Annotated in this window: 16 protein-coding genes; 3 read left to right on the top strand and 13 right to left on the bottom strand. The window is 38.4% G+C overall.

Annotated elements, in window-relative coordinates; translation table 11 throughout:
- Positions 1-40: 40 nt before the first annotated feature.
- The 8 genes from ACIROD_RS16315 to ACIROD_RS16280 all read right to left on the bottom strand — a co-directional run bounded on the left by ACIROD_RS16315 (position 41) and on the right by ACIROD_RS16280 (position 8,497).
- Entirely contained in the window at positions 41-3,172 is a 3,132-nt protein-coding gene (locus ACIROD_RS16315; RefSeq protein WP_402942128.1) for an AAA family ATPase, read from the bottom strand.
- A complete protein-coding gene (locus ACIROD_RS16310) occupies positions 3,169-4,314 on the bottom strand; it encodes an exonuclease SbcCD subunit D (RefSeq protein ID WP_402942127.1) in 1,146 nt (381 codons plus the stop codon). The genes ACIROD_RS16315 and ACIROD_RS16310 overlap by 4 nt, the downstream gene beginning before the upstream one ends.
- Before the next feature lie 162 nt (positions 4,315-4,476).
- Entirely contained in the window at positions 4,477-4,905 is a 429-nt protein-coding gene (locus tag ACIROD_RS16305; protein ID WP_137018029.1) for a DUF2621 domain-containing protein, read from the bottom strand.
- An 80-nt stretch (positions 4,906-4,985) separates the two neighbouring features.
- Positions 4,986-5,291, bottom strand: a complete 306-nt coding sequence (locus tag ACIROD_RS16300) for a DUF3219 family protein (RefSeq protein ID WP_101221659.1) — start codon at positions 5,289-5,291, stop codon at positions 4,986-4,988.
- Between the two features lie 127 nt (positions 5,292-5,418).
- Positions 5,419-5,646: a sulfurtransferase TusA family protein gene (locus tag ACIROD_RS16295; RefSeq protein ID WP_048685981.1), complete on the bottom strand. Its 228-nt coding sequence runs from the start codon at positions 5,644-5,646 to the stop codon at positions 5,419-5,421.
- A gap of 40 nt (positions 5,647-5,686) precedes the next feature.
- The gene (locus ACIROD_RS16290) at positions 5,687-6,742 is read right to left on the bottom strand and encodes a YeeE/YedE thiosulfate transporter family protein (RefSeq protein ID WP_402942124.1); all 1,056 of its coding nucleotides are present in this window, start codon (positions 6,740-6,742) and stop codon (positions 5,687-5,689) included.
- Between the two features lie 157 nt (positions 6,743-6,899).
- Positions 6,900-7,376, bottom strand: a complete 477-nt coding sequence (locus ACIROD_RS16285; protein ID WP_402942122.1) for a CcdC family protein — start codon at positions 7,374-7,376, stop codon at positions 6,900-6,902.
- Between the two features lie 413 nt (positions 7,377-7,789).
- Positions 7,790-8,497: a cytochrome c biogenesis protein CcdA gene (locus ACIROD_RS16280; protein WP_402840790.1), complete on the bottom strand. Its 708-nt coding sequence runs from the start codon at positions 8,495-8,497 to the stop codon at positions 7,790-7,792.
- A 256-nt stretch (positions 8,498-8,753) separates the two neighbouring features.
- Between ACIROD_RS16280 and ACIROD_RS16275 the strand changes: the two genes are divergently transcribed.
- Positions 8,754-8,927, top strand: a complete 174-nt coding sequence (locus tag ACIROD_RS16275) for an aspartyl-phosphate phosphatase Spo0E family protein (protein WP_101221656.1) — start codon at positions 8,754-8,756, stop codon at positions 8,925-8,927.
- A gap of 252 nt (positions 8,928-9,179) precedes the next feature.
- On the opposite strand, the gene ACIROD_RS16270 is transcribed toward ACIROD_RS16275, so the two are convergent.
- Complete coding sequence (locus tag ACIROD_RS16270) at positions 9,180-9,407, bottom strand: DUF4183 domain-containing protein (protein ID WP_402942120.1); 228 nt, start codon at positions 9,405-9,407, stop codon at positions 9,180-9,182.
- Between the two features lie 446 nt (positions 9,408-9,853).
- Between ACIROD_RS16270 and ACIROD_RS16265 the strand changes: the two genes are divergently transcribed.
- Both ACIROD_RS16265 and ACIROD_RS16260 read left to right on the top strand, forming a co-directional pair.
- Positions 9,854-9,985: a DUF4183 domain-containing protein gene (locus tag ACIROD_RS16265; RefSeq protein WP_402942118.1), complete on the top strand. Its 132-nt coding sequence runs from the start codon at positions 9,854-9,856 to the stop codon at positions 9,983-9,985.
- A gap of 618 nt (positions 9,986-10,603) precedes the next feature.
- Positions 10,604-11,002, top strand: coding sequence for a DoxX family protein (locus ACIROD_RS16260; RefSeq protein ID WP_101221655.1), 399 nt, complete (start codon positions 10,604-10,606; stop codon positions 11,000-11,002).
- A gap of 967 nt (positions 11,003-11,969) precedes the next feature.
- Here the strand turns inward: ACIROD_RS16260 and ACIROD_RS16255 are convergent.
- From ACIROD_RS16255 to ACIROD_RS16240, 4 genes are all read right to left on the bottom strand, one after another.
- Positions 11,970-13,091 carry an NADH-dependent flavin oxidoreductase gene (locus ACIROD_RS16255; RefSeq protein ID WP_402942116.1) on the bottom strand — a complete coding sequence of 374 codons (1,122 nt, stop codon included), beginning with the start codon at positions 13,089-13,091 and terminating at the stop codon, positions 11,970-11,972.
- 68 nt (positions 13,092-13,159) lie between these two features.
- Complete coding sequence (trxA, locus tag ACIROD_RS16250; RefSeq protein ID WP_230176528.1) at positions 13,160-13,474, bottom strand: thioredoxin; 315 nt, start codon at positions 13,472-13,474, stop codon at positions 13,160-13,162.
- Positions 13,475-13,525: 51 nt separating this feature from the next.
- Entirely contained in the window at positions 13,526-13,909 is a 384-nt protein-coding gene (locus tag ACIROD_RS16245; protein WP_402942114.1) for an IDEAL domain-containing protein, read from the bottom strand.
- 100 nt (positions 13,910-14,009) lie between these two features.
- Positions 14,010-14,429, bottom strand: a complete 420-nt coding sequence (locus ACIROD_RS16240) for an RrF2 family transcriptional regulator (protein ID WP_101221650.1) — start codon at positions 14,427-14,429, stop codon at positions 14,010-14,012.
- Between the last annotated feature and the right edge of the window lie 171 nt (positions 14,430-14,600).

Below are 14,600 nucleotides of genomic sequence, written 5' to 3'. Positions count from 1 at the left end.
ATGGCCAGGGGAATTCCCCTTAGCCATTCTTTTTTGTTGATTACCCAGCAAAATAAAAGGACGTCCGACTTCCTTTTTGTGTCGAAATGACTTGAAGCTGGGCATCGATTCTTTCTTTCAATTCCGGGACATGGGATATTATCCCGACCAATCTCCCGGTGCTTTGTATATCCATTAATGCTTCAATTGCATGATCAAGAGATTCAGGGTCGAGCGTACCGAAACCTTCATCGATGAACATCGTTTCAAGTGAAATTCCGCCAGCATTCTGCTGGACAACATCCGCAAGACCCAAGGCAAGTGCAAGGGAAGCCTTAAAGCTCTCTCCTCCCGAAAGGGTTTTGACATGCCTCTCTTGTCCTGTATATTGATCATACACAGATAACTCCAGACCGCTCTGGATATTCCTGCGTGTAGGATCAAGCTTTCGCAATAACTGATATCTTCCGCTTGTCATTTTCAGCAGCCTTGAATTGGCTTCTTTTAGAATATCATCTAAAAAGGCTGCCAATACATAACGTTCAAAAGTTATTTTGAAGGAGTTTTGACCTTTGGAAATCTCAGACAGATGACCGACGATACTGTACCTTTCATCCAAACTTTTCTGTTCTTCCCTGATTTGCGCCAATTTCCTATCGATTTCTTCGTTAGTCCGTTTTTCAGCCTGCAACTCATTCTGATTTAGGCGTAAAGACTCCAATTCTCCATCTATGAAATCGAAAGTCTTTTTCAATCCTTCAAGATCCGGTTTGGTCACATCTTTTAATTTCATTTCCAAGTCATGAAACAGACTTAAAACACTTTGCCAATTTTGATTATACTGCTGAACTTGATCTTCCAAATTTCCAAGAGCAGCTTCCGATTTTTTTGCTGCCGTATATTCTTTATAATTGGAAAAGCCCTGATTGGTCATTTCCGTAATTAACTTTTCCCGCTCCTCTTTCAATTCTGTCTTGATAGCCTCTATATTTCCACTTAAGGATTCTGTTTTTGCAATGATGGCCGATTCTCTTTCCTTCACCAGTTGAAGGTTTTTTTGTGCATCTTCCAAGGCCGATTGTAAGCGTTTCTGTGTTTTTACAGCCATTTGATAAACAGCATTATATTCTTCCTCTGTCCTTATTCCGTCTGGCAGGGAATCGGTTAATCCTGTTAGTTTTGTAGAGTTTTCAATATACCTGGTTTTCCCTTCGTCCTCTTTTCTTTCTAAAGAGATCAGATTCTCCTTTAGCTGGGTTGCCTGGTCTTTTAAATCAAGTAACCTTTTTTCCAGATCATTGAATACAGACTTTTTCCGCATCAATTCTTTTAGCTGCTCTTGCAGCACTTTGCCTTTTTGTACAAACCGTGTCAAATGCTCTTCAATATCCTCAAACCTAAACTCCGGCAAGTCATTTTGTAAGTCACAAAGCTTTTCTTGTGAAGACTCTGCCAGTGCATCATATTTGGATTTCGCTTGATAATATTCACTTTCCGCTTGGCTTTTTTGTTGTTCCGCAGATTTCAGCTTGTTTTCTTGCTCTTTCAGTTCCAAATCCGTCGGCATATGCTCATGCATTTGCGCAGGTTTTGGATGGCTTTGCGAACCGCAAACAGGACAATTTTCTCCTGAGTGCAGCATGGAGGCAAGCATACCCGCTTGGCCTGATCTCCAGTTCCGATTCAAGGTTTCCAGTTTTTCCTTCTCCTGAGTTTGTATTCTTTGTAACTCATGGAACCGAATATTCTTTTCATCCAGAACCCGTTTCGTATTAGTTATTTCATTAAGAACTTCTTGAAGCTTTTTAATTTTCGATAACGAAGAATTATTTCTTTCTGCTTCAATTTCCTGATCACGATAAAGGGCAGCTGCTTTTTCCGCTTCTGTTTTTTCTTGAGCGACTTTCTCTGCTTCCGCTTCAATCGCCAGATGTTCCGAAACAGTTTTTTCACGAAGTCGTTTACTCGTTTGCCACTCTTTTTCGTCTAAAGTAACCTGTGCTTTTAAGCTTGCAAAAGTCCTGACAGCCTCTTTTACCTGCTCAAGCTGATGAACAGTTCGGACTGCCTGCTCTCTTTCATTTCCCTTCAACATTTCCTTATCATAGGAATCCTGCTTCTCAATGCGCTCAGCCCGTAACTTATCGGATTGCTCACTTAACTTTTGAAGTTCGGTACTAGCATCTTGTACTTGTTTGCCGATACGCAAATAGTATTGTTCCTGCTTTTCAAGCGATGCCGCTTTGTGTGCCATTTTTATTTGGACTTTCACTAGTTCCATTTCTGGCAGCTTTGCTTCAAGGTTTTCCTTTTCTTTTCGCAGTGTTTCTTTTTCCGAAAATCGATTTAATAAATCGACAGCTTTTGAAAGTTCTTGATTTACTTGATCACGGGCTTTTTGCTTTTCCTGTATTTGTTTATTTATATACTCATTTTTTTCTGTTGCTTGCAAAATGACTTCCTGTAACAAGGGCAAGACCTGCTGTTCATTAGGCTCTTCCCCTTGTAATTGCGCCTGCAATTTTTCATGATTGCCAGGCTGGATGCCTTTCATTAATTCGATTCTCCGCTGAGCACTTTTTTCACTTTGCTTTCTTAGGATCGAAGCCTCTTCTTTTAACTTTTCTTCTATTCGTTTATAAAGTTCAGTATGAAATAATTTCTGAAGAATCTGTTCCTTATCCTTGCTGTCGGAAGTTAACAGTTTTCGGAATTCATTTTGAGGAATCATCAGGATTTGCCGAAATTGATTCGCATCAAGTCCAATGAGCACTTTTATTTTTTCTTCAACTTCTCGTACATTTGCACCCAGCAATTTTTTTCCTTCGGCCAATATCTCATATAACTCAGCCTTTGCTCCAACCGTTGTTGTTCCTTCACCTGCTTTTTTCTTGCGTTCCTGCTGCGGCGACCGGGTCACCAAATACGTTTTTCCTCGCAGGGTAAATTGTAATGAAACTTCCGTCAACATATCATCTTCTGCAAACTGACTTCGCAAATCTTGCCCGCTGCGATCTTCACCGCTGGCTTTACCATATATCGCAAAACTAATCCCATCAAATATCGTTGTTTTCCCTGCGCCTGTCTTTCCAGAAATGACAAACATGGTCCGTTCTCCTAGGGAATTAAAATCAATGGTTTCCCTTCCTGCATATGGTCCGAATGCCTGCATCGTTAAAATATCCGGTCTCATTTCAAAGCCTCCTCTTTCTTAACAGCTTCAATTACCGAAACCATCAAATCCTGCTTTTTGGAATCAAAGGCCCGATCTGTCATTTCTTGATAAAACGTCTCGAACAGGTCCAATTCCGATTTCCGTTCATCTTTTACTGAAGAGAAGGAATTTTTTCTCCTAAGGTCGGTCAAATCCCATTTACGTTCTAAATGTAGTACGTTCGGATAAATCTGGCGCAAGCGATTTATGGGATCGATGAGTGCCCCCTCATCATTTAGTGTTATTTTTAAATAGTCATCCTTTTTTTGCGATTGATAAAAAACGGGATCAAGCAACTCTTCCATCGATCCGGATATTTCCCTCATATCGAACTTGGGTGCCAAAGAACGATAGCGAATATCAAAGCTTCCATCTTCTTGCATTTCGACGATCGAAAGCGACTTATTCTGCTTGGCCTCGGAAAAAGAATATTTTAATAGTGATCCAGAGTAAAACACCTTAGGATGACGTATCGCGTCTGGACTATGTAAATGCCCAAGTGCCGTATAATCGAACGCATCGAATAAGTCGGATGAAACACAGCCAGAACCACCTACCGACAAGATCCTTTCCGAATCGCTCGTTTTTCCGCCTAATACAAAAGCATGTCCTACGAAGACATTCGGCTCATCCTTATTGAAATTCTCAGCAATCGTTCCGGTTATCCGCTTCATAGCTTCTTGATGGGAATGGATACTATCATCTTCAAAAAGATGGCGAACCGTCCCGGGTTCTGCATATGGAACACAATAAAAGTTCACTCCCTTGATGCGAACCGGCTCACATGTTTTTGTCAATTTCCCATGAATGTATAACTGGCTATGACGATACCATGATGAACCGAATGCTAGTCTTTCCGCAGAATCATGGTTTCCCGATATCGCAACGATCGGTGTATTCATTTTCACATTAATCGTATAAAGGATTTCATCAAGCAGCTCCACCGCTTCAGTCGGCGGAACGGAACGATCATATAGATCACCGGCGATCACAACCGCATCCGGTTTTTCCTCTTCGACAATTTCTATGAATTGCAAGAGCGCATGCCTTTGGTCATCTGTCATATGTACCCCGTAAACGATTTTCCCTAAATGCCAATCAGCCGTATGGATAAATTTCATAGTTTCACTCCGTCCTAATTTTTACTTACTATTATTATATCAAAAATTTTAGGAATAGCATGGTTTGGGTACAGACGTTCTAATTTTTACCACACCGCACCATTCTTTTGAATTATTCAGAATAAAAAAAGCAAACTCCAAAAGAGTCTGCTTTTTTCATCATTAGCTGAATAAGTGTTCATATGGACCCATATTCACCTTTCTTTCAGCTAATTTTTTTTGTAAAAATTTATGATCACGTTTTGGTGTGGCAATGATATAGCCGCGTATCACTAAATCTTCCGTAATATCGCCCGCTTTTTCCTTTAACGCCAACTCTCCGATTTTCCCTGCGATTTTATGTCGTGCAACATCACGAAAAAGTTCTGGCACAGGGCTCACTAAATCTTCTAGTAATTCCTTTTGCTGCTTTGACCATAAGTGCTTTGTTTGTTCCAAATAGTATTCTTCCCAATCCATATCGGATTTCCCATCTTCTTTGGGAAATCTTTTCAGGAACTTTCGAAACATGAAAAAGCCACCTATGCTCATCAATATAATTAAAAGGGCTACCCAAAATAGAATAAACCATAAAAACCATCCGCTAAGCAAAGTACCACCTCATATGTATAGAATGATCGTCACTATTATTATAGACAGTAACCCATATCTTTACAAGACTGGCAATGCAATCATTCTTGACCGTTCACTTCCAGCAAGACAAGCGAAAAATCCCCCACCGCATTTTCTTCATATAGATTCGTGACCGAAGTTGCATAGTTAAAGATCTCTGCACGAAACTCCTCGTTTGACTGTGGAATCTTTATATCAAATACCATTTGATAAAGCAATGTTGTAATATCATGATATTCACTATGTGTAACCTTAAAGTTAAAACTGATTTTCCTGATTTCCTTACCTTCAGAATCCTTTACATTTTCAGCATGAAAATCAGTAACATGAATTGGAACATCGTTTAAAATGACCTCGTCTACCATTATCAACATCTCCTTAATAAAGTGGTTAAAGACATGTTATCACTAGGAGCTTTCAGCGCCAAACATTCAACCTTGAAAAAATGAAAAAACGTGCACAGGAAACCCGCGCACGTTTTTTACAATCAATTTACTTTCCCTTTTTGACGATTATTCTCCATTTAGCATCATCGATTTGCTCAAACTCCGTGATTTCATGACCTTCGGTAGCAGCCCAACGGGGAATGCTCTCCGTTGCTTGTGTGCAATCGAAATTAATGATCAATTCCTCTCCTTTTGCCATGTCCACTATCGCTTCTTTCGCTTCCACTAAAGGGAATGGACATACCATCCCAGTCGTTTCCAATACCTTTGCCATTTATATTCCACTCCTTGATCAAAAATTTTCGGCTCGTATCTTAAGCCGCTTTGGATGCAGCAGCTGTCTGCTTTTGCTTACGGATAATCGTGAAATAAGTTGCTACCCATGTACCCAGCAGGAAAAAGACAATCGCGATCCAACCTTGCCAAGCAAATAACGCCGAGTTCACCAGTCCATTTCCGATTGTGCATCCTCCGGCAACACTTGCACCGAATCCCATGGTTACACCGCCAATTGCATTGTTACGTAACGTTTTCATATCAGGTAAACGCCAACGGAATTCCCCGCTCCCTTTGGCTGCAATGAAAGCACCAAGGAAAATGCCCAATACTAAAAACGTACCCAAATCGATTAACGCATCATCTCCGGTTATAAGGAAAGTTAAAATGTTCGCGGAAGGCGCTGTAATTCCCAGTCCGAACATTCGGCCTGTCATTGCACTTAGCGGCCATGCCATGATTGCAATCAGGCCAACCAATAATGCTGTAACAAAAGGATGCCAACGTTTCTCGAATAAGATGTGGGCCAATCCCGTCTTTTTCGGCTTCATTTTAAAAATTGGCAGTTTCGGCTTTCTCAATTCACGAATCACCAATATGCCAACCAAGAGTGTCACAATAATCACAAGCACCCAAGGCGAAACATTTAACGTTTCATGAATATACGTATCATTTGTACGATATGATAATAGATTATCTCCAGCCACTTTCCATATACCATATTTCGTCATTGCTGCCCCTAGCATATATCCAAAAAGGGCAACCCAACTTCCGATCATGCCCTCTCCGGCACGATACCATGTTCCAGTGGCGCAACCTCCTGCCAGAACCATACCAATACCAAAAATAAAGCCACCCACGATTGTTCCCAACCATGGAAAACCATCATTTCCAAACTGAATGACCCCTGTATCATTCAATGCATAAACACCAATACTTTGTATCGCTATAACAACAAATGTAGCCAAAAACATCCGTCCATCTTTAGCTAAAATCAAATCACGATATGCACCAACAACACAGAAACGGCCTCTTTGAAGCACAAATCCAAGCAATAAACCACAAATAATCCCGAACACAATCATTTGTAACATGTACCGTTTCCTCCTTAAGTAAAATAATAATAATACTAATATAATATAATCCGGATGAAATTACTAGGTTTTTGGATTATTTTTTTTACTCATGAAAAGTTCCAGGCAAATGAAAAACCCGAGTCATCATGAATATCGACTCAGGTTTTTTTGATTATCACACCATACTGCTTCTGCCGAAACTGGCTGCTTTAATTTTTTTATATTGGTAAAGCATGGCAATTCTCCATGGAACGATCATCGCGAAAGCAAGTAAGAAAAACATTCCGCTCAATACACCGATTTCAATCGTGCTTCCAAGCATCAGTTTTGCCACCAGTCGAATCACCATGAGACCAATCAATATGAATATGAAAGCTTTAGAGCGCAGAATATAAATTTTTTCATCTCTTACTTCAAATTTAGATGTTTTAATCAATAAGATGGAAAATAACATCCCTGCAACAATAGCCTCCAGCAATTCGTATCGAGTCAAACGGAACATCGGGAAAATAAACATTAAAGCACCCGTACTCATAAACAGCGGCGGTAAGATGATTTTCTTTTCATTCACTGGTTTTTTCGTTTCCTTCATCCGTAATATGAAAACACCTATAGCCATCACGATCGCTATACCTGTTGATATATATATCATCTCTTAACCATCCCTTTAAACTAAAAATAGGTAAGTACCATTAAAAATTATATATGACTTCAATTTATAAACAAAGTATATATTACCTATTTGAGATAAACAAGGAGGTGTTATTGAATAAGCTATCTTTTGATGCTTCCAATGTCCCGCCTTCGTCCAAAGGCTTGAAGAAAAAAATCTTGCACCCTGGCTTACTATAGCCTTCGATAACCATATTTTTGCTGACCACCTATAGCAGAGCTTATTATAACCTTTGCGGCATGAAATTCCTTTTTAATTTCTTAGGTCAGGATTTAATTTTGATATACCGACAATTCAGTGAATGACCTTATACCCAAAATAAACGAAATTGATACCATAAGACCTAATAGCAGGCAATCAACTAGAATATTGAAAAAATAACTTATTATGGACTAAAAACCCGTGAAGCCACCGAATAGTCTAGACAGGACTGCAATTATTTTGGTCATCCAATCAAAAAACAAAATCACACCCATTACAATCATTAAATATCCGCCAATCTTCATGATGTATTGGCTGTACTTTTTGATCCATTTCAATTTTCCGACAAAGAAGGATAATATGAAAAACGGTATGGCAAATCCTAAAATATAGGCAGTCATATAGCTCATGGCGGCACTAGGATTTGTTGCACCCAGTGAAATGACAGCGCCTAATAGCGGACCTGCACAAGGGGTCCATCCAGCGGCAAAGGCCAGTCCGATAAGAATGGAACCTATATATCCGCTAGGTCGGTTCTTGAATTCAAAGCGGCTGTCTTTCATCAAAGATTTCGGCTGAAAGATTCCTACAATGAATAAACCAAAAATGATTATCAGGATGGCGCCAATCTGACGAATTAATTCTTTGTAATCCGAGAAAAAAGAACCTAGGTATGATGTGCTAAAACCTATTGCGATAAAAACCAGAGAAAACCCAAGCAGGAAGAATAAGGTATGCAGCATGCTCCTTCTTTGGAGCATGGCGTTCTCGGATTTGATTTCACCAACACTCATACCAGTGATATAAGATAAAAAGGCCGGATATAACGGTAAGCAGCATGGCGAAATAAAACTCAGGAATCCCGCCCCAAATGCTAAAAACATATTAATATCATTCAAATAAGCTCACTCCTATGTATGTCAACCTATAAACATTGTAACAAATAAGATAAAAAAATACATTTATGGAACTGTGAATATTTCATGACAGCCAATTGCCTAAAAACAGAATGGGGCGACGGTTTAATTTTCAATAAGATAACTTATTTGAATTCATTAGTCCAAGCCGATATAATTGTTATATTCATACAGATTTTACAACGAACACATAAATTAATGGTACCATGAAAAAATGTTGGGCCAGAAAGGAAATATAATGGCTAAAAAGAATGAATTTCTCGAACAGATTGAATTGAAGAGAAATGAACTTATCAAGATTGTCGCTAAAGATGGTTTGAACTCAAATGTTGCCGTTGAATACAGCCAGCAACTTGATCAATTATTAAATAAATATAATGAACTTTTTTATAAAACAGGTACAAATTTTTAACCCAGTACCTCTCCCATTGATAACCACATATATTATTATATGATTTATTTTGCTGTCAATCTCCCCTTTTTCATTCTTTCACAATTTGAATACATAGGCATGACATTTGCTATATTAAAAAACAGGCAAGCACTATGGGCGCTGCCTGTTTTCCTGTTTTTTCATTTAAAATAATGCTTAAAAATCATGTAGCAATATCAACATCGGATGTCGGTGCATAGTTTGTCACAACAAGAACGATAGGAGATCCAGCTAAGATGGAAGAACCGTCGGAACAGTGATCACAAGACTTCCTACCCCAGTGGCACCTGGTGTGTATGTTGTTAAATCCTCCATTTGCAGCACCCCATTAATAAACACCTCATATGAACTGTTTTCAGTACTTAATACAGGCAGTACAGTCGCAGGGTCACCAGTATCCGAGAAAAAGCTTGCTGGATCAATTGAAAGCGTGGTTGGACCAGTCGATGCGGCAGGCACGGCACCTCATAAAATAATCGGGTGACCAATGGATTCACATTGATCACCGAGGTAGCCGCTATCGCTAATTTCATTATTTTTAACGGCAAAAAATTCACCTCTCTTTTCTCCATGCTATGACTTTTGCAAAAGGAATTGAATAGACAATTTCCAAAAATGGTCCTCACGATAAACTGTACTTTAGATAAAATGTATAAGGAGATAAGAAAAGGGGAGAGTTTTAGAAATGCACAGTAAATATTTCCGTTTCATTAAAGAAGAAACAGCTATCCCGAGACCTTTGTTGTTTTTCCCTAAGTGCTCTCCCAACGAAGTTCGCACGAGGATCCCAAAAAGAATCATTTCTTATGAATTTTATGCTATTGCAAATGGGTGCCAACGGATTTATGAAGAAAAAGACGGAATAGCTGACATAGACAATACTTGATCCATCAAATGTATCCTATATGAATTTATTCATAAATGGTGTATTGCAGCCCCCCGATAATTACACCGTTGAAAAAGGAAAACTTAAATTGAATACGATTGATATCCCAATAAAAGGTACACCAATCATTTTGCAAATGTTCATTATTTAAATGAGCGGCCTGTTCCTAAACGATTCCTAAATTAAATAAAATTGAAATTGAATTTCATATACTAATCATGAGGAAAATTGAGTAATTTACGAGTAATTGCGCGTAATTCACGAGTAAAAGTATAAAACTTACGAGTAAATCAGCATATTTCACGAGTAAATCAGCAAAATTCACGAGTAATTGCGTAAAACGCATGAGTAAAGTGTAATTCACGAGTAAACGAGCCAAACTCACGAGTAAATCAGCAAAATTCTCGAGTAAATGAGCAAACCTCACGAGTAAAAGTGTGAAATTTACGAGTAAGATAGATATAGCAGTAGGGTATCCGTTTGAAGACCTTTATTGCGACTATGAAATTCAAACTGAAGCTAACCTACAGTAGGAAAAAGGAATGTGTTACGGTTCTGACTTATTGTTTTGCTCCAGGCTAAGTTCATCTGTTTTCCAAAAACCCTCCTGTTGAAATAAGCCATAAGAGATTAAATTATGTTTGACAAATCACTAGAATAAGATTATCTTTAATTAAAGATAAATTAATTCGAGATAACATTTTTTTAAAATCACAAATCTCGAATTAAAGATATCTAAATTCAAATTAAATTCCAGGAGGAATCATAAATGATTGGTATAGGCTTATTAGTTATACGTGTAGTTATCGGTTTATCGTTTGTAGGTCATGGGGCACAAAAATTATTTGGTTGGTTTGGCGGTCATGGCTTGAAAGGTACAGGAGGCTGGTTTGATTCGATTGGCATGAAGCCAGGAGTTACCATGGCCCTATTTGCTGGTCTATCAGAGCTTATTGGCGGAGCTTTGTTTGCATTAGGTCTCTTTACACCCTTTGCAGGTATATTGATTGCACTTACAATGCTCGTTGCGATCGTTAAAGTCCATGGAGCAAATGGCTATTGGGCAACTCAAAACGGTTATGAATATAATCTTGCCATCCTTGCAGTGGCGATTGGCATAGCGTTAACGGGAGCTGGCCCATACTCACTTGATTCCTTTCTATTTTAAGGAAATCGGTGGGTTTGCTAAATCCCTACATTACGGATAACACGGAGTGGGTTTAATCCACTCCGTGTTTTTTCTTTTTCCCCATTGCTCAGAAATTTTCATTTTGGTTATTAAAGCTTAAAAATCGAGTAATGGATACTTCGATTATTGTGTTGAGGAAATAGGAACATAGGTTGTCCCATATTTAAATAAGATGGTTTCAATATTGAAATGCAAACTACCTGTGAAATCACTGCTGTACAGTAATTTTTACAAATGAGTTGGAATAATGCCATTAAATTCGAATCCTATTCTTTATGTTCCTGCAAACAATTGTTCCTAATTTGAAATATCATGTCTAAAAACCAAGACTCATAATCAGGAAAAATAGAGTACAGTAATAATGAGAATGATCATAACCTCATGTTCTTTTATCTCCGGGTGTTATTAATCTGTTGTTAGAATGGGGGCCCCATGAGGCAAGTCATTATTAATTTCATTTGCATTCTAATAATATCAGTGATTTTATTTTTTATCTTTAGCTATGATGCTTCTTTAGATGAACATTTTATATTGTCTCTTTTACTTATCATTTCTCTGCAAATATCTTTGATATTAGCTATTCTGTTAAAAAGAATGTAACACCAGAAGAGCAACCATTAATTAATGGTTGCTCTTCTGGTGTTACCTAACGTCCTTCCTAACCTTTTTCAAGTGTTCCGTAAAGAAAGCCCCTTTCCTCACCAAAATTTCCGAATGCATCTTCCGATGAGACTTAATTTCTAGTCAATGAAAATTCTAAATCTTTCCCCTGTTTTATTTTCCGAAACAGCTAAGAAATAGAATACTCAGTTTAAGGATTCAATTTGAAATTCACTTAATAGATTCTCACTCCTATAAGTGGTATCTCCATAAACATAAAAACCCCTGATAAGGAACACTTTTATCCTTATCAGGGGTTATTGAAAACCAGAATGCATTTTTTACTTTATTCTACCCCTGGGAACCATCCTGGAGAGTGGATGATCGCTTGCCATAATGGATCTGGAATATCTAGTTGCAGCTGATTATCTTTGTTTATTTTTGTCACGATTTCTGCTTCCCTGCCTTGCTCCACTTTTTGTACCCATTCAGGATCGATTATGATTTCACGGCCTAATGCGATTAATGGAATCCCGGATTGCAGTGCTTTAATCGCATCATCCGCTGTATAGATGGAACCAACTCCAATGACGGGAACTTGATCTCCGATACGTTCTTTTATAATTTCTATCCGAGGTCGGTCAACGTCGGCTCCCCGTCTTGCTTTCGACCAGAATTCCATTAATGAAACATGAAGATAATCCAAATCCTTTGTTACAAGTCCATCAATCAATGCAAGTGTATCATCCATGGTTATTCCTGGAGTTTCCGGCTCCTCCGGTGAAAAACGATATCCTACGATGAAGGGATCCTTTGCATGTTCAGCAACAGCCTTTTTCACTTCATCCACAACCGATAATGGAAAAGTCAGGCGCTTTTCAAGGGAACCGCCCCACTTGTCTTCACGACGGTTTGAATGAGGAGAAAAGAATTGCTGAAGCAAGTACCCATTAGCACCGTGAATTTCTACACCGTCAAATCCCGCTTCAATGGCACGTCGGGTGGTTTCACCAAAGTCGAGAATGATCGATTCTATTTCCTTTTCAGAAAGTGGACGCGGAACTGCTTTCCCTTCGCCTTCCGACGGGATATTGCTTGCGCTGACTACATCACCATCTACTAATTCCGGTGGAACCTCTCGGCCGCCATGAAAAATCTGGAGAATTGCCTTTGCCCCTTTCGCTTTAATCGCTGATGCCAATCGATTTAGACTAGGTATCAATTCATCCTTATCTCCGCCAAATTCCCCATGAAAACCTTTTCCATTAGCCGACACGTAAGTACAAGCCGTTATAACCATGCCTACACCGCTTGACCGGCGTTCATAATAATTAACTTCTGCGTCGGTAACGGTACCGTCAGAATTAGAAGAGAAATTTGTCATAGGTGCCATCACCAATCGATTTTTCAATTCCATTCCCTTTCCTAAATTGAACGATTCAAATAATGGTGTATATTTAGAATTCATTTAGTAATCCTCCATTTTGTAACCCACTGGTTTGTATAATAAATCAAATCCGCAAACTAATTTAAATATCATGCATACTTTACGATTAATGCCGAAATGGCTTCTTTTGGCTGGAAGCCAATAGCTTGATCTACCTTTTCTCCATCTTTGAATAGAATAAGTGCTGGAATTCCCATCACTCCATATTCGCTTGTCGTATTTGAATTTTCATCCACATTAAGTTTTACGATTTTAACCTGATCACCCATTTCCTCATCGATTTCATTAAGAACTGGGGCAATCATTTTGCACGGACCGCACCACGGTGCCCAAAAATCAACCAATACTAAACCTTCCTTGATTTCACTAGCAAAATTATCATCTGTAACATGTTCTATTGTCATGATCATTTCCTCCTTGTATTATCCGAAATATTTATGGTCTTTACTCACCATCTATTTAAAATCAAGTTTTGCGATTCTATTTCCCGGGATAAAAGCCTCTGATTTCCTGGCATTTATTTTCGGATGGATTTTGATGGATTCCAATTTACCGGATAACTCCATGAACCATGTTTCATCTTTAGAAAGTAAAGCCAAATCAATTAAGGCCAAAAGATGTGTTTCGTTACTGATTTCTAGATCCGGCAGCTTTTCAGTCCATCTACTTGGAATCCAAATAGATTTCCCAACCGCTTTTTCATTGTCACTTTCCACCACATTCACTTTAACAATTTCACGATTATCGCCCACGTTTTCAACGAAACCATGGATAAGTTCTCCATCTCTTGATTTTCCTTGTACCCAATCCCCATTTTTGAACAGATTGTTTTCAACCATTTCCTTAACACCCCTTTTATATTCATTTAATATTAAAACTATAGTTATTAACTGTATTAATAAAATATACATTTTGTGCAAAGAAAAAACTAAATCAATATCACGGACATTGTTTAATTTTTTCCAAAAAAGTGCTGAGAGTTATATCTTCCAAATATTTTTCAAAATACAATTCTGCTTCATCGAATATTTGATCCATGACTACCTGAGTATTGGAGGATATGACACATTTTTTCTCCGGATCGCCTGTACACCATTTCGGTTTCAAGGTTCCATGTGAGACCGTTATATAAATATCTGCCAAACTTACCTCTTCAGGATTACAGTCTAGAATATAACCTCCGCCCACACCTTCTTTCGTTTTAACAAATCCCTTTTTTCTTAAGCAGCTCATCATTTTCCGAATCCTTGCCGAGTTTGTACAAACGTTTTCTGCGATAGACTCACTGCTTGCCATATGATCTGGTAGATAAGCTAAATAGACCAAACTATGCACAGCTATTGTAAAATCACTATTCACTTTTCGCATCCTCCTCAAGGAGATTACTGTAATTTTAATGTTTACAGTTGGTAAAGTCAACTCAAAAAACTCAACAGAGTTCTCAACTTTGTTGATTACTTTATGATTGCTATGAAATTCCCTCCTATACACAAAGGATTGAGGGAATTTCATTCAGCTAATTTTACAAAC

It is taken from the genome of Peribacillus sp. NPDC101481, from assembly GCF_044767165.1.
GTDB lineage: Bacteria > Bacillota > Bacilli > Bacillales > DSM-1321 > Peribacillus.
The sequence above is the reverse complement of the archived record's forward strand: the minus strand, read 5'-3'. Positions and strand labels throughout refer to the sequence as shown.